Below are 19,657 nucleotides of genomic sequence, written 5' to 3'. Positions count from 1 at the left end.
GCTAGCCGCGGGTCACGACCACCGCGGCGGGTTCAGCCCGCGGTCGCACCCGACTCGGTGAAATCACGCAGAATCGAGGCCAGTTCGCGGTCGGGGTCGACGTGGATGCCGCTGGTCCTGGCCGCGCCGTCGAGCACGAACCAGGTGATGGTGGCCAGTTCGTCGACGACCTGGGCCCTGGTGCGATCCGGCGCCGGGTCGGCCACCCAGGCCGACAGCACGCCCTCGACCATCGTCACCACCGCGAACGGCACCGATTCGAAGGCGCCGGCGTCGGTGCCCATCAGCTGGGCGACAGAGGAGATCAGCTCGCTGCCGCGCGCCGCGATCCGCAGTTTCAGGCTGGCGACCGCGTCGACGGTGTCCTCGCCACCGAAGGGCGGGCCGGTCCGCGCGAACTCGGTCAGCCGCGGATGGTCCGACATCCAGTCCGCGACCGCGCGGATGGTGCGGGTGAGGATCTCGCGCACCGAACCGGTGGACATGTCGAGTTGTTCGTCGAGCTGGGCGGCGAAATCGTCGATCAAATAGGAGCGGAGGCGCCGGTCCAGTTCCTCGCGCCCGCTGAACTGCCGGTACACCACCGATTTGGCGACACCGGCGCGTTTGGCGATGCGGTGCACCGGGATATCCGCCCCGGGCGGACTCTCCTCGAGCAGCTCGACCGCGGCTCGCAGGATCGTCAGCTGGCGCTCGCTGTTGTGCCGCTCCCAGCGAGCCTCATAGCCACTGACCGCCCCCGGCATCCGCGGTTGTGGCGACACCACCGACATGCCAGGCAGTGTACCGAGTCCGGTACCGCCCCCGTGGCGATGCGCCCGAGGCCCGGGCGGCCGCCGCGCAACGACCGCCCGGACACCATTGCGCGGCTAGCTACCGAGCATGCTGCGCAGTACCGCGCCGAGCATGTCGGCGATCGACCCGGTGGAGCTCAGCTGTCCGTCGGAGGATCCGAGACCGTTGTCGTCCATGCTCCCGAGCGCACCCTCGCCCAGATTCGGCTTACGCGCGGTGAAACAAGCGGTCAGGTTCGGGAACTCGGCGCCGACCCCGACCGTGCCGGCTACCCCGACGCCGCCGCTGGTGACCTGCTGACCGGCCCGCAGGTCGTCCGGTACCGGATAGGTGATGTTCAAGGCGACCGGGTTGCCCGAGTTGACGAACCAGCCGGTGCTGGTGACCTTCCATCCGCCGGCGTTCGGCTCGGGCGTCACCGCTTCGGTTCGCTGGCCGCCGACCGCGTGATAGGCGGTGATGGTGGCCTCGACCGGCGCACCGAACCCCGTCGGCGGGAAGTCGGTGATGGTGTTGACGTAAGGGTTGCCGACGCCCGTGGTGCCGACGATCACCGTGTAGGTCACCGTGGTGCCGATGCCGACCGTTTCGCTACTGGCGATCTTGTCGTAGACATGCGTCACCCCGACCGTGCTCGCGTCTCGTTTGGTGGCGTGGCTGCGCACCGCACAGGTGTCGGCCGCCGCGGTTCCCGTGCCGACCGCAACTCCGAATCCCGCGCAGGCCAGCGACGCGGTAGCGATCACGGCACCCGTCCGAATACCAGGGAGCATTGTTCCTCCAGAATTCCCGGAAGATCTCCGGGATTACATGATCCTCATCAGGCGAATGCGATTCGCCCTCGGGCGGATATCCGCCTGGGAGACAGGGAAGCACGCCACTGGACCGTTGTCCAGGAGTTCTGGAAAATTGGTGTTTCACATCTGTGGCGGAGGGTCCGTGCTCAGGTCGCTGCTCGTCACGATGCCGTAACGAACACGTGGGTTCTCCCCGAACCGCCCTGGTGCGGCGGCTAGGAAGTACGGACCGCGGCGAGTCGGCGGTGCGGGCGGCGGGCGTCGTTGTCTCGTCGAATGCGCGGAGGAGGTTTGCGATATCCGCTGAGAGAAAAGCGATTTCACTCTCGCCGCCGTCTTTTGTTCGGTCGGCGTCCCACTGATCGGGATCAGGGGTTCATAAGCGGCAGTGGCCGTTGAGATACAGACTATGCTTTTCGCCTCTACCGGTGAGGCGATTTCGCATCGGCGAATCCTTTTCGGGCACAGGGTTTTTACTGACCGTGCCGGATACAGGGGTTTGCACTCGCGTCGCGCTTCGCGTCAGCATTGAATGCCCGCGGCGGCTGCGCCACCGTCGGAATTGACAGGATACTTTTCGCCGCAGTGCCCGCTCGTTCCCACTGTTCGCGGCCAGAGGCCCGGCGGTGAGCGCTGGCGAAGCCTGCCGACTGGGTCGAAAAGGGGTGTGGCCCGGAACCTTGATTCCGGGCCACTGTTGTAGCGGGGACAGGATTTGAACCTGCGACCTCTGGGTTATGAGCCCAGCGAGCTACCGAGCTGCTCCACCCCGCGTCGGTAATTACCAGCTTACACACCTGCGGCTCGAGAACGTAATCGACTGTGGTGCCGGGACATTTCGCGTGGTCAGCAGGCTGGGAGGGATGCTTCCGGGTGTCGAACAGAGCCGGGATGCCGGCACCTGGCCGGCTCGCCGAGCAGTTCTCTTCTCGACGGAGGAGTGGGGCGGCATCTTCAGCGCCCGGGGTCGGGGGTGTCCTTCTCCGCCGGACGGGCTGACGATCGCTGCGACCTCTCGTCAGCGGCCGACCGGGTTCCGCGGCACGCCGGGCCGCGGTCGATGCCGGATCGCAACAGAAGCTCGCGTGAATTGCGCGGGGGGCGACAGGGGGCCGGGCGGTGTGCCGCGGAATCATTTTCGGTGATGGGCGGGGGCGCTGCGAATAGTTCTGCATTACCTCGCGGTGAGCGGCATTTGGCCAAATGTCCGAGCTGCTGGATGCTTGCCGGTGACCGTGCGGGGCGCTGGCGAGCGGGTGCGAGCGCGGAGAGTGGTCCGGCGCACGGGCCGATGGGGCACGACATAGTAAAAGGCCCGGCCCGGAGGTTGGTGCCTCCGGGCCGGGCCTGTAGTAGCGGGGACAGGATTTGAACCTGCGACCTCTGGGTTATGAGCCCAGCGAGCTACCGAGCTGCTCCACCCCGCGTCGGTGAACACAACATTACACACGGGTTCCCGGCGATCGCAAACCGGCAGGTCAGCGCCGTTTCCGTGGGTGACGGACGGCAACGACCCGCTCCCCGAAGACGGGAGAGCCGACGACTGGCGACCGAATGGCGACGGGATCGAGAAACCCGTCGACGGCCGGAGGCAGCCAGCGATCCCGTCGGCCGGCCGCCGCGGACGCGGATCCCCACGGCCGGTTGCCGGGCGGTAGCGAGCCGCGCGACCGGCTCCAGCGTGTGACCGGCGCTACGATTTCGGAGTGATCCCGAACACATAACGGTGTTATCACAATCGCCTTTGGGTAAGGGCGAATCCGGTTTCTCACCAGCGAATACGTTCTAATGCTACCGATTCACGTGGATTCACCGGCAATAAATTGGAAGTTATCAAGACGTGATCGAACGAGATTTGTTCGTTACCGTCGTTGCCACGGCCCGGATCAAACCGAGATGGGCTCGAACCCGAACCGAAGAACACCGGAGACCCTGTCCCGCGGTTCGGCGTACCCCGACATCACACCTGGGGACAGGGGCCGACGGAGAACATCCGCCGCGCTGGTGGGCACAGGGAGGGAAACCACATGACTAAGAACCGGAAGTTCAGCACCCGCGCCCTCGGCCTGACTGCCATTGCTGGGGCTCTCGTTGCCGTCCCGTTCGGTCTTTCCACCGCCACCGCTTCGGCCTACTCGGGCAACTGGGACGCTGTCGCGGCCTGCGAGAGCGGCGGCGACTGGTCCATCAACACCGGTAACGGCTACTACGGCGGCCTGCAGTTCTCGCAGAGCACCTGGGAGGCCAACGGTGGCACCGGCTACGCGCACAACGCGAGCCGCGAAGAGCAGATCCGCGTGGCCGAGAACGTGCTGGCCACCCAGGGCCCCGGCGCCTGGCCGGTGTGCGGCGCCTACCTCTGAGGCTCCTAGGCGAGCGGCCTGGCCGCTGAACGCCGACTCAGCAACGCAAACGAAACGGCGCTGTCATCCAGTGGATGACAGCGCCGTTTCCGCGTTTCGGATCAGCGTCCCGCGTCCTGGTAGGCCTTGACCGCGGCCTCCAGTTCGTCGAGCGCCTTACCGAAGTCCGCGAAGTTGCCCGTCCGCATCGCGGTGCGCACGGCCTCGATCTTGCGGTCCAGCTCGGCGGCCGCTGCGTCCTTGGCTCCCGAGGAACCGGCAGGAGGTGGCGGCGTCGAGCCCTCGGCCGGTGGCGGCGCGCCGTTCTCCGCCGGCGGCGGTGTGGAGCCCTCCACCGGGGGTGCCGTGCCCGGCTGCGGCCGGATCGCCGGATCGCCGCCCGGCGGCGTGGCCAGCGCGCCCGCACCTGGTAGCACCTGGTTCAGCGCCTCGGCCAGCGTCGAGGCGTAGCCGACCTTCACACTGCCCGCCTGATCGCGGTAGCTGACCAGCACGCGCAGTAGCTGCGGGAAGGTCGCGGTGTTGGGGCCGGTGTTGCGCTCGTTGTAGAACGGCTCGACATAGAGGATGCCGCCATCGGCGACCGGCAGGGTCAGCAGATTGCCGTATCTGATCTTGTTGGAGTTCGACAGCAGCGTCTTCTCCTGGGAGACCTGCGGCGCCGTCGTCATCGTGTTCTGCGTCTGCTGCGGACCCTGGGTCTGGGTGTCGGTCGGCAATTGCAGGATGCGGAACTTGCCGTAACCCTCCGGGTCGGAGCGCACCGAGATGTAGGCCGACAGGAACTGCCGGTTGTAGCCGACCATCGCGCTGGTCAGGTTGAACACCGGTTTGCCGGTCTCCGGGTCGCCGAGCAGCACGTAGTACGGCGGCTGACTGGCCGTCACCCCTTCGACAGTCGGGTCGGCGGGAACCGACCAGAACGCGTTGTTGGTGAAGAACTCGCGCGGATCGTCGACGTGGTACTTGGTCAGCATCTCGCGCTGCACCTTGAACAGATCCTCCGGGTAACGGAAGTGTTCACGCAGTTCGGGGCTGATTTCACTGGCCGGCTTCACCGCGTCCGGGAACACGCCACGCCAGGCCTTCAGCACCGGATCGGAGGAGTCCACCTCGTACAGGGTCACCGTGCCGTCGTAGGCGTCGACGGTCGCCTTGACCGAGTTGCGGATGTAGCTGACCTCCTTACGCGGCAGCAGGCGGCCGGTCTTGCGGTCGATGCTGTCCTCCACCGCGCCTTCCAGCGAGGAGATCTGCGCGTAGGGGTAGTTGTCCAGCGTGGTGTAGGCGTCCACGATCCAGACGATGCGCCCGTCCACGACCGAGGGGTAGGTGTTGCCGTCGGTGGTCAGCCATGGCGCCACCTTCTGTACCCGCTCGCGCGGATCGCGGTTGTAGAGGATCTTGGACTCGTCGCCGATGGCCGAGGAGAACAGGATGTTGCGCTCGGCGTACTTGGCGGCGAAGGCCAGCCGGTTGAACCAGTTGCCGATCGGCACGCCGCCGGAACCGTCGTAGGTGAAGCGGGCGTCGTCCTTGTCGTATTCGCGGGGCGCTTCACCCTCGGCGGCACCGACGATCGCGTAGTCCGGGTTGGACTGCGAGATCAGTTCGCCGTAGTAGATGCGCGGCTGCTCGACCTTGATGCGCTGATCTTCGGGCTTGGTGAACAGGTCGCTGACCATGAAGATCGGGTAGCCGGAGTCGCTGCTGCCGCCCGCCGCGTTCGGGTCTTCCGACTGCGGCCGGTTGACGCGGTTGGCCGGGGCGGCGACGAACCCGTTGCCGTGGGTGTAGACGGTGTGCTTGTTGATCCAGTCGGTCTGGTTTCCGCTCAACGACGACGGCGACAGCTCACGGGCACCGACGATGAAGTCCTGGACCTCGCCGTTGATGCGGTAGCGGTCGATGTCCAGCGACTCGGGGAAGCCGTAGAAGTTCTTCAGCTGACGCAGCTGGGTGAACGTCGGCGACAGGATGTTCGGGTCGAGCAGCCGGGCGTTGGCGATGGTGGCGTGATCGACCGGGACACTGGCGGGGTTCTTGCTGCTCTCGCCGGAGTAGGCGACGTAATCGATCTTGTCGTCGGTGATTCCGTACGCCTTGCGGGTAGCGGCGATATTGCGCTCGATGTACTCGCTTTCCTTCTCCGCGGCGTTCGGGCGCACCGAGAACTGCTCGACCATGAGCGGCCAGACCGCCCCGACCAGCACCGAGGACAGCACCAGCAGCGCCGCCGCCATCGCGGGTACCCGCAGATCGCGCAGCACGATGCCGGCGAAGAAGGCGATGGCGCAGATGATCGCGATCGACATCAGGATCAGTTTGGCCGGCAACACCGAGTTGATATCGGTGAACGAGGCACCGTTGAAGGTGGGTTCCTTACGGCTGCTCATCAGCAGTTCGTACCGGTCGAACCAGTAGGCGATGGCCTTGAGCAGCACGAAGGTTCCGGCTATCACCGCGAGCTGGATCCGCGCGGCATTGGTGAGGGTGCCTTCGCGCCCGGACAGGCGCAGCCCGCCGAAGACGTAGTGGGTGACCAGGTTCGCGAAGAACGCGATGACGATCGCGACGAACAGCCAGTTCAGGATCATCCGGTAGAACGGCAGATCGAAGGCGTAGAAGCCGACGTCGAGGTTGAACTCCGGGTCGGTCTCACCGAAGGAGCCGCCGTGCAGGAACAGTTGCACGGTGACCCAATTCGATTGCGCCACCAGGCCCGACAGCACACCGAGCAGCACCGGGATACCGATGCCGAACAGCCGAAGCCTGCTCATCACGGTGGTGCGGTAGCGCGCGATCGGATCGTTGGGCCCGGCCGTCGGGACGAACACCGGCCGGGAGCGGTAGGCCAGCATCAGCGCCGCCCACACCACCAGCCCGACCAGCAGCCCCACCACGGCGAAGATCGCGATCCTGGTCCACAGCACCGTGACGTAGACGCCACGGAATCCGACCTCGCCGAACCACAACCAGTTCGTATAGGTGTCGACCAGGCGCGGTCCCACCAGCAGTAGCGCCGCCAGCACGACGGCCGCCACCAGCAGCACACGGCTGCGGCGGGACAACGAAGGTAAGCCCGAGGGGGGCCGCATGCCCACGATGCCACTCTCCAGGGTCCGGCGGCGCCAACGCCTGCACGCCGCAGTCCGATGTTCGATTGGTCCATTTCGGACCGTTGGCGCCCACTCTACGGAAATCGGACACCGGACAGTCGGCAGGGCACAAACGCGATCGCCGAGCCGGCGCACCGACACAACCGGAGGCCTCGACCCAGCACACCCCGAGTTCCCGGGAAAGCCAGGTCAACCCGAGCTCCTGGCTCGCTCCAACCGCCGGCCTCATCCCCCGGTCGGACACAAGGACCGGTCACCCACACGCGCAACCCGACACAACGGCAGATCCACCCTCATTTTTCGAGCGAGGCGAGACCGAGCCGCCGAGTTCGCGGGCCGAGACACCAGAGGGCCGCGAACCCGCGGCGCCGCAGGCGACGCGAATCAAACACAGCCCCGCGAACACGCGACGCCGGAGGCGGCGCACAATAAGCACAGTGAGCGCTGATCTGCATGCTGAAATGGTCTTGGCCCGATCGGTCCGGGAGGTGGCCGAGTTCGTCGATGCCGAAGGGTGGGGGCGGCCGCCGCAGATGTTCGCGCTGGTGCCGACGGCCGATCTGGTGGCGGCCGAGCCGGGCCTGGCCGATCAGGTCGACGCCGGCGATGAGTTGACTCCGATTGCGCAGGAACCATTTCCCGAGGATGTGACCGGCGGTTCGATCGCGCTGGAAGAGGTTCTGGCCACCACGAGTTGGCCGCCCGCCGTCGCCGGTTGTGTGCTGGTGCAGGAGATCGTGGTGTTGCCGCCTACCGCGGAGAGCACCCTCGACGATGCGTTGACGCCGCTGCTCGCCGACGACGACGCGGCCGATGCCGCCGGGCGCGCGGCGGCGCACTCCCACCCGGAACGCCGTGAGGCCCGGTTGTTCGCCGCGGCGCTGCGCGAAGGCAGCACGCTGTGCCTGCTCCAGGTGCGGCCCGATGACGATGCCGACGAGTTCGCCGATCTCGAGCTGCGCACGTACCCGAATCTGGCCTCGAACGTGGTCGAGGCGTTGCAGCACACCCTGGACTGATCCTCCTCAGCGCGGCCCGGCGACGTCATCGCGCTCGCCGGTCGCGGTGGATCGCTCCGATACTGGGGGCAGCCGCGGTGCTGCCCCTACCCGCAGGTGATCGTTTCGCGACCGGCGCTGAGATCCTCGAGCGACTGCACCGCACCGGCGAGGGTGTCGACCTTGACCAGACGCAGCCCGTCCGGGGTGCGCTGCCTGGCCTCGTTGCAGTTGGCGGCGGGAACCAGAAATGTTTCGGCGCCGGCCTCGCGCGCGGCGATCATCTTGTACTGGATGCCGCCGATCGGGCCGACCTTGCCTTCCTGGTCGATCGATCCGGTGCCCGCGACGAAGGTGCCGCCGTCGAGTTCGCCGGGGGTGAGCTTGTCGATCAGGGCCAGGCTGAACATCAGGCCCGCCGAGGGTCCGCCGATGTCGGCGAGGTTGAAGGTGACCTCCATGGGCGGGCGAGCGCCTTCGCCGGGGGTGACGCCGAGGTAGCCCTTGTTCGGATCGTCCTCGCGGGCGCCGAGGGTCACCTCGACGGTCTGTTCGGCATCGTCGCGCCGGATCACCATGGTGATCGTGCTGCCCGGCGGCAGTTTCCCGATCGCGTCCACGACGTCCTTCGGCTCGTTCATCGGCGCGCCGTTGATGCTGACGATCTGATCGCCTTCCTCCAGCACCGCCTTGGCCGGGCCGTTGTCGGCGACGGTGCGCGCGAGCACCACGGTGGGCAGGCCGAGGAAGTTCATCGCCGCCACTTCGGCATTGCTCTCGGAATCCTTGAAGTCCTGCTGATTGGACTTGTCGATCTCCTCCCGCGACACCCCGGGCGGATAGACCTCCGAGCGCGGCACCAGTCCGTGTTCACCGCTGACCCAGAAGCCGATCGCCTCGAAGATGTTGAGTCCGTCCCGCACCGAGACGGTGGTCATATTGAGGTTTCCGGTGGTCGGATCCACCTCCACACCGGTGACGTCGACGACCTGTTTGCCGTCCACCTGCCCCAGCGTGTTGAACGTGGGCCCCGGGCCGAGAGCGACGAAGGGCACGTTGAACCAGCTCCCCGCGACGCCCAGCACGAGCACCGGGATCAGCGCGACGAGCAGAGTGATGATCCGACGATTCACGCGGCCAACAGTAGCGAGCGCCGCCGTCGCTGGGCTGCACCGGCGGAGGTTTGGCGGTTCGCGAGTACCGGGATGGGGCCCGCCGTGAGCGGGTTCACGACCGGCGCAATTTCGCGGCGCGCGAACATCGTCGCCGGTCCACGCCGCGTAACGTAATGGGTATGAGTGACCATCCGTTCGGATTCTCGAACCGCGACGACGACGATGACCGCAAACGCGGCGACGAGCCGAGCGGTTCCGGCGCGGGCGACCCGTTCGGCTTCGGCATGGCCGGTTCCGGGGCCGGCGGATTCGATCCCGCGCAGCTGGGGCAGATGCTGACCTCGCTCGGCCAGATGCTCAGCGGTATGGGTCAGGGCATGGCCACCCCGGGTGCGCAGAGCGGTCCGGTCAACTACGAGGTCGCCAAGCGGCTGGCCCGTCAGCAGCTCGGCGCGAGCGTGGCGCCGGTGTCCGCGGGCACCGTCAGTGCCGTGGCCGATGCCGCGCATCTGGCCGAGGTGTGGCTCGACGGCGCGACGACACTGCCCGCGGGGGCGACGAAGACCGCCGCGTGGACGGCCAACGATTGGATCGAGGAAACGCTGCCCACCTGGCAGCGGTTGTGCGATCCGGTAGCCCAGCAGATCTCCGGCATGTGGACGGCGAACCTGCCCGAGGAGGCCAAGCAGTTCGCGGCCCCGATGATGGGCATGCTCGGCCAGATGGGCGGGCTTGCCTTCGGTTCGCAGCTCGGTCAGGCGCTCGGCCAGCTGGCCAAGGAGGTGCTGACCTCCACCGATATCGGTCTGCCGCTGGGGCCCGCGGGCACCGCCGCGCTGCTGCCCGCCGCCATCTCCGAGTTCAGCGCCGGGCTGGAGCAGCCCGAAAGCGAGATCATGGTGTTCCTCGCCGCCCGTGAGGCGGCGCATCAGCGGCTGTTCGGCCATGTGCCGTGGCTGCGTCAGCAGGTGCTCGGCGCGGTCGAGGACTATGCGCGCGGCATCAAGATGGATTTCTCCGCGCTGGAGGAGGCGGCCCAGAACATCGACCCGATGTCGCTGACCGATCCGAGCAAGCTCGAAGAGATCCTCGCGCAGGGCATGTTCGAACCGCAGACCACGCCGGAACAGAAGCAGGCGCTGGAACGGCTGGAGACGCTGCTCGCCCTGATCGAGGGCTGGGTGCAGGTGGTGGTGGCCGAGGCGGTCGGTGAACGCCTGCCCGGTGCGGGCGCGCTGGCCGAGACGCTGCGCAGGCGCCGGGCCACCGGCGGGCCGGCCGAGCAGACCTTCGCCACGCTGGTCGGGCTGGAGCTGCGCCCGCGCAAGCTGCGCGAGGCGGCGGCGCTGTGGCAGCGGTTGACCACCGACGCGGGCATGGAGGCGCGCGACGGTGTCTGGGCACATCCTGATCTGTTGCCCGACGCCAGTGACCTCGACTCCCCCGCCGGATTCATCGATGCGGTGATCGGCGGCGGCGCGAATGCCTTCGACGATCCGCTGGCGCAACTGGCCGAGACCGAGGCCCGCGAGCGCGACGAGCGCAAGAAGTCGGGCGAGGCGGGTGGCGAGCCGGGCGAGACCGGCGGCGATACCGCTTCCTGATCACAGCGGCACGGGCGTCGACCGGTGTCCTGGCACCGCCGCGGCACAACGACCCGATCCACGGTCACGGCTGCGACCCACCAGGATCGAGCCCGTGCCTGCCTGTGGATAACTCCCGGTTCAGCGCACGATCGGCACCGGCCGAGTCCGCATACTGCAGGCCATGACATCCCTGTGCCTGCGCGGGCCGATGCTGCACCCGCGCCTGCTGATCCTGACTCGGCCGTCCGGTGTGATCCAGCTCGGCTGGGATCCCGAGTCCGCGCGGCAGCTGGCGATTCCCGGCGTCGACAACGGCACGCTGCGGCAATTCCTTGATCTGCTCGACGGTCTACGCACCCGCCCGCAGATCATCTGGCGAGCCACCGAACTCGGCCTCACCGCCGCACGCGCGAGTGAGCTGCTGGCCACCCTGGACGATGCCGGGCTGCTGCTCTATCCCGACACTCCGGCCGGGCAGGTGCGCCGGGTCCGGGTGCACGGCCTCGGGCCACTCTCCGATGCGCTGACCGCTGGTCTGCGCCGGTTGGGCCTGCGCCCGCAACGTTCCCGCGGCGCCAGGCTCGATCCGCGGCCGCGGCCGGACCTGGTCCTGTTGACCGACACGCTGAAACCGGACCCGCGCCTGACCGACCAGTTGCTGCGCGAGCGGATTCCGCACCTGCCGGTGCACCTGCGCGACGGTGTCGGCGTGGTGGGGCCGCTGGTGCTGCCCGGCGAGACCGGCTGCCTGCGGTGCGCCGATCTACTGCGCGCCGACTACGACCCGGAATGGCCACGCGTGGCCGCGCAACTGCTCGGCCGGGTCGGCCACGGCTCGCCGCCCGAGATCGAGGCCACCGCCGCGCTGGCCTTGCGTGAGCTGGAGTCGATCATCGCCTGTTCGGTCCGCAGGCGCCCGGCCGTTCTGCATGCCCAGTTGGAGCTGGACCCTGGGTCCTACCGGCTGCGGATCCGGCATCGGGTGCCGCACGAGCGTTGTGTGTGCCGCCGTATTCGCGCCGATCACAGCGCCCAGGTGTGACGGGTACCACTCCAGAACGCCGATTCTCAGCGGATTTCGATGGCACAGCGGCCGCCCGGTCCGCCATGATGGGTACGTGTCCGAGATCGTGCGCCGCAGCTCCTCCCGCAACGCGAAGTTAGCCAAGATTCCCCTCGGGATCGCCGGGCGAGCCGCTGTCGGTTTCGGTAAGAAGCTGGCCGGGGGTGACAAGGGCGAGATCAACGCCCAGCTGAACCAGAAGGCCGCCGAGCAGCTGTTCACCGTCCTCGGTGAGCTCAAGGGCGGTGCGATGAAATTCGGCCAGGCGCTCAGCGTGATGGAGGCCGCGGTCCCCGAGGAGTTCGGCGAGCACTACCGCGAAGCACTGACCAAGCTGCAGGCGGCCGCCCCGCCGATGCCCATCGAGACCGTGTACCGGGTGCTCGATCAACAGCTCGGCACCCAGTGGCGCACCAGGTTCCGCTCCTTCGATGACGTCCCCGCCGCCTCGGCCAGCATCGGCCAGGTGCATCGGGCGGTGTGGTCGGATGGGCGCACGGTGGCCGTGAAGGTGCAGTACCCCGGCGCCGACGAGGCCTTACGCGCGGATCTCAAGACTCTGTCACGGATGACCGGCCTGATCTCCTCGGTCATCCCCGGCGCCGATGTGAAGCCGATCCTCGCCGAGATCACCGAACGCACCGAGGAAGAACTCGACTACCGCAACGAGGCGAACAATCAGCGCACCTTCGCCAAGGCCTACGACGGGCATCCGGAGTTCGTCGTGCCGAAGGTGGTGGCCAGCGCGCCGAAGGTGATCGTCACCGAATGGCTCGATGGCACACCGGTTTCCGCGATCATCGCGGCAGGAAACGCCGATCCCGAGGGCACCCGCGAACTGCGCAACCGGGTTGCCACACTGATGGGCCGATTCCATTTCTCCGCACCGGAACTGGCGGGCCTGCTGCACGCCGATCCACATCCGGGCAACTTCATGATGACCCAGGAAGGCAAGCTGGCCGTCATCGATTTCGGTGCCTGCGCCCCACTGCCCAATGGTTTCCCCGAGCTGCTCGGCCGGATCCTGGCGCTGGCGGTCGACGAGGAGTTCGAGGAGCTCACCGCCCTGCTGCACGAGAACGGCTGGGTGATTCCTGGGCGGGTGATCACCCATCAGGAGATCGCGGACTACCTGCGCCCGTTCACCGATCCGATCAAGTCCGATTCGTTCCACTTCACCCGCAAGTGGATGCAGCGGGTGGCCGGGCGCGCCTCGGATTTCAACAGTCCGGAGATGAAGACCGCGCGTGCCCTGATGCTGCCCGCCGAACACGTCATGATCTTCCGGGTGCTGGCGGGCTCGATCGGCATCGCCGCACAGCTCGACGCCGAGGTCCCGTTCATGCAGCTGGCCGCGACCTGGATGCCCGGATTCCGCGAGCAGCGCAACAGCGCCTAGTCCAGGACGGCGCGCACTCCGGCCGCTCGCCGAGGTGCGCGCCCGGGTGCCGGTCAGCCCGCCGGTGGCAGCTGGGGCGTTTCGTGGACGGTCACCACGACGGCGGTGTCGCCGTAGGGTGCGGAACCCATCGTGACGCCGTGATACAGCCGGGCCAGTCCCGCGCGCATCCCGTACTTGGCGCGCAGCCCCGTGCAGATCTTGTCGAACAGCGGTCCCGCGCCGACGAATTCGGCGACGCCCTGATGCTGGCGCGAGCCGACGGCGGGCTTGCCGCGCCAATCGCCTGCCTGCACGATGACTCGCCGGTCCCGGGCGAGATGCTGGGTCTCCAGCGAGTAGGACGAGGTGCGGAAGGCCAGCCTGCCGCGGTCGATCGGCACCACGAGATGGGTGCTGGTGGTCCAGCGACCCGACGGATCGGCCCGTGTCACCAGGACGGTGCGCGCATCCCACCACAGCATGCCCGGATGCCATTCGCTCGGCCAGTCGGCCGGGATCGGCACGTTCTGCCCGGCATATCGGTTCGGCGGGACATTCGGTTGAACGGGCGCTGCGGCGCGTCCGTGGGGCGCGATGGTGGCAACGGGCTGGCCGAGAGCGTGATTCATGCGTCGAAACCTCCGAGAACAAGGTTGAAGTTCTCCGCGGCGCAGCGCGGAAAACCTGAAACTCAAGGCATAGATTTCATATAGCAATGAACTGAGATGTTCGCAAGGCGCGATCGCGCCGCGGACACGAAATCCGTACTCCCCCAATAAAAGGCAACCGCCCAGCCGGATCGGCTGGGCGGTTGGTCGTTCGGCGGTCCGCGGCCCGACCGGCGTGCCACCGGTACTCGGGCCGCGGACCCGGCGCGCCGTCGGCGCGGCCATCAGACGCATGTCGCGACCTTGCGGGGACGGCCACGGGGCCGCTTGCGAGCGATCACGACACCCTGGTCGAAGATCTCTCCGCCCCACACGCCCCACGGCTCACGGCGATCGATGGCAGCGCTCAGGCAGCCCTTGCGGATGGGGCAGGACGCGCACAGCGCCTTGGCCTGCTCCAACTGGACCGGGCTCTCGGCGAACCACAGGTCCGGGTCCCCTGCCCGGCACGGCAGGGTGGTGGTGACCTCCTGGTCACGGGGAGCGGTTGCCACGGTTCGGCATGTCACGTCAGCAGTGGCCGTCGGCCAGCTCTCTGCGGTGAACACGTCGTTCTCCTTCAGCTCGTTTGCAGCGGTTCGGTGTCGTTCATTCCGCGAAACCGGTGCTGCCGGCTGAAGGGCCGGAAAAATCTGGCCACGGTTTCGCTTCTTGCGATCCGTGGCCAGGAGGCGGGGAGTGTTCCCTACCTAGGTCGACATCTGAGTCGAGTCCTGATCACGGACGCTGGGTGTGCGTTGCGGAGGCGTGCTGCCTGCACCGGCTCATTGCCGGCTTCGGCGACAAAAGCCCCGGCGACTGCGAAGGCAGCTGCCGGATGCCAGCCCGCGCTGGGCTTGTCCTGCGGATCGATGAGAATCGGGGTGGGCGCGTAATCCAGGTGCGTACCGAAACCACCGACGCCGGACAGACCGATCCCCTGCATGGCGAGGATCCCCCGGGAGGCAGAAACAGCCGACGTGGTCGCGCCGGTGCCCATCACATCGAAAGCGGTGATGTTGTCCATTTCGTCTGCCTCCCTCCTGTACTCGTAATCTGTCTGAACTGTGCGCGCCGGGATGGCCTCCCGTTGCGTGTCTCCCACCGTATGCGATCTCGGGAGAACCGACAACCTATTTTCTACCTGCGGTTTTGTGATTCTTTCCGGTGCGCGAGCGCACCAGCGCGATGACGTCGGCGCCGTACTGTTCGATCTTGCGGGCGCCGATTCCCGAAATCGCGGCCAGAGCAGCGTCATCGGCGGGTAGCTGTTCGGCGATCGCGGTGAGCGTGGTGTCGGTGAACACGCTGAACTCGCGCAGCCGCTGAGCCTGGGCCTTCTCGGCACGCCATTCCCGCAGCGCGGCAAGCAGTTCGGCGTCGAGTTCGGCGGGACATCTGCGGCAGCGGCCGAGCATCGTCGCATAGGTGCCGAGCAGTGGCTTGGCGCAGATGCGGCACAGCGGGCGCATGCCGTCGCCGGCGCGTTCGATGGTCGGCGCGGCGATCCGCGAGGCCGGGGAATCGTCGGGGACCAGGCCGTTCAGGAAACGGGAACGGCGCCGGGTGCGGCGGCCGCCCTCGTTGCGGGCCAGTGCCCACGACAAGCGCAGATGTTCGCGTGCCCTGGTGACGCCGACGTAGAGCAAGCGGCGTTCCTCTTCGAGCGCGGCCTGATCGGCGACCGAGCCGTCGTCGGCGAGGACGTGCGCGATCGGCAGGGTGCCGTCGGACAGCCCGACCAGGAAGGTGGCATCCCATTCCAGGCCCTTGGCCGCGTGCAACGACGCCAGGGTGACACCCTGGACGGTCGGTGGATGCCTGGCCTCGGCGCGCGCGGCCAGCTCGCGCAGCAGGCCCGGCAGATCGAGCTGCTCGTCGTGCGTGACGAGTTCCTCGGTGAGCTGCACCAGCGCCATCAGCGACGACCACTTCTCCCTGGCCTGCGCGCCCGCGGGTTCGGTGGCGGTGAGCCCGAGCGGGGCCAGCACCGCGCGCACCAGGGTGACCAGCGCGGCACCGGTACGGGCCTGATCGGGCAGATCGTCGCGGGCCGCGGCCTGGCGCAGCGCCTGCACGGCCTGGCGGACCTCGGCGCGGGTGAAGAAGCCCTCACCACCGCGCACCTGGTAGGGGATGCCGCGCTCGGTGAGCGCCTGCTCATAGGTTTCCGATTGCGCGTTGATCCGGTAGAGCACCGCGATCTCCGAGGCGGGCGTGCCCGCCGCGATCAGCTCCGCGATATCCCGGGCCACGCCTGCCGCCTCGGCCGGCACGTCGTCGTATTCGGTGAAGGTGGGCTCCGGCCCGTCGGGGCGCTGGCCGATCAGCTGTAGCCGGGTGCCTGCGATGCGGCCGCGCGCCATCCCGATGACCCGGTTCGCCAGCGACACCACCTGGGGTGTGGAGCGGTAGTCGCGTTCGAGCCGGATGACGGTGGCATCCGGGAAGCGCCGCGAGAAATCCAGCAGATGGGCGGGGCTGGCACCGGTGAAGGAGTAGATCGTCTGGTTGGCGTCGCCGACGACGGTCAGATCGTCGCGATCGCCCAGCCAGGCGTCGAGCACCCGCTGCTGCAGGGGGGTGACGTCCTGGTATTCGTCGACGACGAAACAGCGGTAGCGGCCGCGGAACTCATCGGCCACGGCCGGATAGTCCTCGAGCGCGGCGGCGGTGTGCAGCAGCAGATCGTCGAAATCGAGCAGCAGGCCGTCCGGTGAGGTCTTGAGCGCTTCGTAGCCGGTGTAGACCTGCGCGATCCGTTGCGCATCGAACGGGAGATCGCGGTGATGACGAGCGGCCGCGGCCGGATAATCCTCGGGCGCGATGAGCGAGGATTTGGCCCATTCGATCTCGCTGAGCAGATCGCGCACGCTCTCGGTGCCCGACGGCAGACCCACCCGGTGCGCGGCCTGGGCGACCACCGGGAACTTGCTGTCGAGCAGCCGCCACGGCACCTCGCCGACGACCTGGGGCCAGAAATAGCGCAGCTGACGCAGCGCCGCCGCGTGGAAGGTGCGCGCCTGCACCTGGTTCGCCTCGCCGCCGAGGCCGAGTGCGCGCAGGCGTGCGCGCAGCTCCCCGGCGGCTCGTGCGGTGAAGGTGACCGCGAGCACCTGGTCGGCCTTGACCTGCCCGGCCGCGACCAGATGCGCGATCCGGTAGGTGATGGTCCTGGTCTTGCCGGTTCCCGCGCCGGCGAGCACGCACACCGGCCCGCGCGGCGCCCGCACGGCGGCGGCCTGCTCGGGGTCGAGGGCGGAGAGGTCGAGTGCGGGCACGCGCTCCATCATGACAGTGCGCACCGACAACCGGGCGGCTGCCGGCTCACCGCCGTGGCAGGCGAACGCGGACAGCTGTGATGGGCACGGCAGCGGCGGCCCGGAACAGGAACGGCCGGCCCGGCGTTGCACCGACCGTGACCGAGCAGACTCCTGACCTGACGATGTACTCGACCACCTGGTGCGGCTACTGCCGCAGGCTGAAGAAGCAGCTGGACGAGGCGGGCATCACCTATGTCGAGATCGATATCGAGCAGGACCCCGCGTCCGCCGAGTTCGTCGGCAGCGTCAACGGCGGCAACCATGTGGTCCCGACGGTGAAGTACTCCGACGGTTCGACCGCGACCAATCCATCGTTGGCCCAGGTCAAGCAGGCGCTGGCCACCATTTCCTGACCGCAGCTCGCACCCTGGGCAGCGCGCTCAGTCGAGCGCGGCCCAGGATTCCACAATGGTGCGGGCGATCGAGATCGAACCGGGCAGCAGCAATCGGGCGTTGTCCGCGCGGTTCGACCAGTCGCCCGCCGCCAGCGCTTCGCGCACTTCGGCGCGGGTGAACCAGTGCGCGTCGGCGATCTCGCCGTCGGAGAACACCAGTGGCTGCGCCGGATCGGCGACGGCGCTGAAACCGAGCATCAGCGAGCGCGGGAACGGCCACGGCTGACTGCCGAGATAGTGGATCTCGCTGACGTCGAGCCCCACTTCTTCGCGCATTTCGCGTTCGACGCAGCGCTCCAGCGATTCGCCCGCCTCCACGAACCCGGCCAGCAGCGAGAACAGGGTCTCCGGCCAGCTGTGCTGACGGGCCAGCAGCACCCGATCGCCGCCGTCGTGGATCAGGCAGATCACCGCGGGGTCGATGCGCGGGAACTCTTCGAGCCCCGCTTCGGTGGTGCGTGACCAGCCGCCTTTGACCGCGACGGTCGCGGTGCCGTCGGCCGCGTGAAAACCGGCCTTGTCGTGCCAGTTCAGCAGCGCGAGCGCGGTGGACAGCAGGCCAGCGGTGACATCGTCGACGGTGGCGGCCATGGCCCGCAGATCCAGCAGCGAGCCGGAGAGTTCGGGATCGCGGACCGCCCACAGGTGCACACCGTCGGCGACGCCGAGGAACACCGCGGCCGGATCCGGTTCGGCGGCGAGCTCGACCGCCTGATCGAAGACCAGGGCGCCGTCATCGAAACGCACCTGGCCGCGCCGGTTGATCCGCAGCAGTTTCGCGGTGGACCAGCCCTCCTTCAACGCCTGCGGGTCGGCGCGCACCTCCTCGGCCCGGTCGACGACGGAACGGGAAAGCAGCGGAACGCTGTTGAGCTGGAATGCCACAACGCCGAGCTTAGTGGAGGCCCGGCGGGGCGGATCAGCGCCCGGCGCGGCGCAGATACAGCAGCTTGTCGCCGTGGTCGAGGGCGTCGACCTCCGGTTCGCCGACGCGGATCAACTCGCCCGCCCGCACCACGCCGAGCACGATGTCGCTGAGGTGGCGCGGCGATCCGCCGACCTCCCCGGGCTCGACCTCGCGTTCGGCCACCGCGAAGCCCTGCTCCGGGGTCAGCAGATCCTCGATCATCTCCACCACCGTCGGTTTCGTGGTCGCGATGCCGAGCAGCCTGCCCGCGGTCTCCGAGGACACCACCACCGAATCGGCACCGGACTGACGCAGCAGATGGGTGTTCTCTGCCTCGCGGATGGAGGCCACGATCTTGGCGCTCTTGGTGAGTTCGCGGGCGGTCAGCGTGACCAGCACCGCGGTGTCGTCACGGTTGGTGGCGACCACGATCGAGGAGGCGTTCTGCACACCGGCCAGCCGCAGCACATCCGACTGGGACGCCGAACCGTGCACGGTGACCAGACCGGCGTTGGCGGCGGCCTCCAACGCGACGGAGTCGGTGTCGACAACGACGATCTCACTCGGCGACGCCCCGTCGCCGAGCATGGCGTCGATCGCGGTGCGGCCCTTGGTGCCGTAGCCGATGACGACGGTGTGATTGCGCACGCTGTGCCTCCAACGCTGAATCTTGAATGCCTGGCGGGACCGTTCCGTCAGCACGCTGAGCGTGGTGCCGACGAGCACGATGAGGAACAGCACGCGCAGCGGGGTGATGACGATGATGTTGACCAGCCTGGCCAGCGGGGTGACCGGCGAGATGTCGCCGTACCCGGTGGTCGACAGCGACACCGTCGCGTAGTACAGCGCGTCCAGGAACGACAGCGGATTCTCGGAGGCGTCCCGGTAGCCGTCGCGGCCGATGTAGACCACCAGCGCGGCGCCGAACAGCAACCCGATCGCGAACAGCACCCGGCGGGTCAGTGAGATCCACGGGCTGGCTTGCGCTTCGGGAATGCGCAGCACACCCACGAGTGCGAAGTCCGGCCGGTCGGTCAGCCGCCCCAATCCGCTGCGCGCGCGGTCACCCAGGTCATCGAGCAACGCACTCACCCGTCCCTGTGTCCCCGGCGCCGATCCCGGTCGATGTCACCGGTTCCGGCATTGTTTCTCCCTCCGGCACAGCACG

Annotated in this window: 15 protein-coding genes, 2 tRNA genes and 1 pseudogene; 6 read left to right on the top strand and 12 right to left on the bottom strand. The window is 68.0% G+C overall.

Features of this window, described 5'->3' with window-relative positions; genetic code table 11:
* Positions 1-32: 32 nt before the first annotated feature.
* The 4 genes from AC5W7N_RS17860 to AC5W7N_RS17845 form a co-directional block, all read right to left on the bottom strand.
* A complete protein-coding gene (locus AC5W7N_RS17860) occupies positions 33-773 on the bottom strand; it encodes a TetR/AcrR family transcriptional regulator (protein WP_228806512.1) in 741 nt (246 codons plus the stop codon).
* Positions 774-869: 96 nt separating this feature from the next.
* Positions 870-1,541 carry a hypothetical protein gene (locus AC5W7N_RS17855; protein WP_280498761.1) on the bottom strand — a complete coding sequence of 224 codons (672 nt, stop codon included), beginning with the start codon at positions 1,539-1,541 and terminating at the stop codon, positions 870-872.
* A gap of 751 nt (positions 1,542-2,292) precedes the next feature.
* Positions 2,293-2,366 (bottom strand) — tRNA-Met (locus tag AC5W7N_RS17850).
* A 579-nt stretch (positions 2,367-2,945) separates the two neighbouring features.
* A tRNA-Met gene (locus AC5W7N_RS17845) sits at positions 2,946-3,019 on the bottom strand.
* Positions 3,020-3,619: 600 nt separating this feature from the next.
* Between AC5W7N_RS17845 and AC5W7N_RS17840 the strand changes: the two are divergent.
* Positions 3,620-3,952: pseudogene (locus AC5W7N_RS17840) on the top strand (transglycosylase family protein); the annotation flags it as partial.
* Between the two features lie 104 nt (positions 3,953-4,056).
* On the opposite strand, the gene AC5W7N_RS17835 reads toward AC5W7N_RS17840, so the two are convergent.
* Positions 4,057-7,059, bottom strand: a complete 3,003-nt coding sequence (locus AC5W7N_RS17835; RefSeq protein WP_163809565.1) for a UPF0182 family protein — start codon at positions 7,057-7,059, stop codon at positions 4,057-4,059.
* Positions 7,060-7,535: 476 nt separating this feature from the next.
* Between AC5W7N_RS17835 and AC5W7N_RS17830 the strand changes: the two genes are divergently transcribed.
* Complete coding sequence (locus AC5W7N_RS17830; protein WP_163809954.1) at positions 7,536-8,093, top strand: PPA1309 family protein; 558 nt, start codon at positions 7,536-7,538, stop codon at positions 8,091-8,093.
* Between the two features lie 86 nt (positions 8,094-8,179).
* On the opposite strand, the gene AC5W7N_RS17825 is transcribed toward AC5W7N_RS17830, so the two are convergent.
* A complete protein-coding gene (locus AC5W7N_RS17825) occupies positions 8,180-9,205 on the bottom strand; it encodes a YlbL family protein (protein ID WP_195006748.1) in 1,026 nt (341 codons plus the stop codon).
* A gap of 161 nt (positions 9,206-9,366) precedes the next feature.
* Between AC5W7N_RS17825 and AC5W7N_RS17820 the strand changes: the two genes are divergently transcribed.
* From AC5W7N_RS17820 to AC5W7N_RS17810, 3 genes are all read left to right on the top strand, one after another.
* Positions 9,367-10,791, top strand: a complete 1,425-nt coding sequence (locus AC5W7N_RS17820; RefSeq protein WP_495921903.1) for a zinc-dependent metalloprotease — start codon at positions 9,367-9,369, stop codon at positions 10,789-10,791.
* Positions 10,792-10,954: 163 nt separating this feature from the next.
* Positions 10,955-11,815, top strand: coding sequence for a hypothetical protein (locus tag AC5W7N_RS17815; RefSeq protein ID WP_228806831.1), 861 nt, complete (start codon positions 10,955-10,957; stop codon positions 11,813-11,815).
* A 76-nt stretch (positions 11,816-11,891) separates the two neighbouring features.
* Positions 11,892-13,235: an ABC1 kinase family protein gene (locus AC5W7N_RS17810; protein WP_194991796.1), complete on the top strand. Its 1,344-nt coding sequence runs from the start codon at positions 11,892-11,894 to the stop codon at positions 13,233-13,235.
* Positions 13,236-13,288: 53 nt separating this feature from the next.
* Here AC5W7N_RS17810 and AC5W7N_RS17805 read toward each other — a convergent pair whose 3' ends face one another.
* The 4 genes from AC5W7N_RS17805 to AC5W7N_RS17790 form a co-directional block, all read right to left on the bottom strand.
* Entirely contained in the window at positions 13,289-13,846 is a 558-nt protein-coding gene (locus tag AC5W7N_RS17805) for a hypothetical protein (protein ID WP_194991797.1), read from the bottom strand.
* Positions 13,847-14,109: 263 nt separating this feature from the next.
* Positions 14,110-14,433 (bottom strand): WhiB family transcriptional regulator, encoded by a 324-nt coding sequence (locus tag AC5W7N_RS17800; RefSeq protein WP_014352469.1) that lies wholly within the window; start codon positions 14,431-14,433, stop codon positions 14,110-14,112.
* Between the two features lie 137 nt (positions 14,434-14,570).
* Positions 14,571-14,891 carry a hypothetical protein gene (locus AC5W7N_RS17795; protein ID WP_194991798.1) on the bottom strand — a complete coding sequence of 107 codons (321 nt, stop codon included), beginning with the start codon at positions 14,889-14,891 and terminating at the stop codon, positions 14,571-14,573.
* A 106-nt stretch (positions 14,892-14,997) separates the two neighbouring features.
* A complete protein-coding gene (locus tag AC5W7N_RS17790) occupies positions 14,998-17,154 on the bottom strand; it encodes an ATP-dependent DNA helicase UvrD2 (RefSeq protein WP_194991801.1) in 2,157 nt (718 codons plus the stop codon).
* Positions 17,155-17,309: 155 nt separating this feature from the next.
* Here AC5W7N_RS17790 and AC5W7N_RS17785 point away from each other — a divergent pair, with 155 nt between their 5' ends.
* Positions 17,310-17,540, top strand: coding sequence for a mycoredoxin (locus AC5W7N_RS17785; protein ID WP_175585776.1), 231 nt, complete (start codon positions 17,310-17,312; stop codon positions 17,538-17,540).
* A gap of 27 nt (positions 17,541-17,567) precedes the next feature.
* Here the strand turns inward: AC5W7N_RS17785 and nudC are convergent, their stop codons facing one another.
* Positions 17,568-18,467, bottom strand: a complete 900-nt coding sequence (gene nudC / locus AC5W7N_RS17780; RefSeq protein ID WP_163809558.1) for an NAD(+) diphosphatase — start codon at positions 18,465-18,467, stop codon at positions 17,568-17,570.
* Between the two features lie 34 nt (positions 18,468-18,501).
* Positions 18,502-19,572 (bottom strand): potassium channel family protein, encoded by a 1,071-nt coding sequence (locus AC5W7N_RS17775; protein WP_175585775.1) that lies wholly within the window; start codon positions 19,570-19,572, stop codon positions 18,502-18,504.
* Positions 19,573-19,657 lie beyond the last annotated feature (85 nt).

This window comes from Nocardia sp. CDC519 (genome assembly GCF_059509835.1).
The sequence above is the reverse complement of the archived record's forward strand: the minus strand, read 5'-3'. Positions and strand labels throughout refer to the sequence as shown.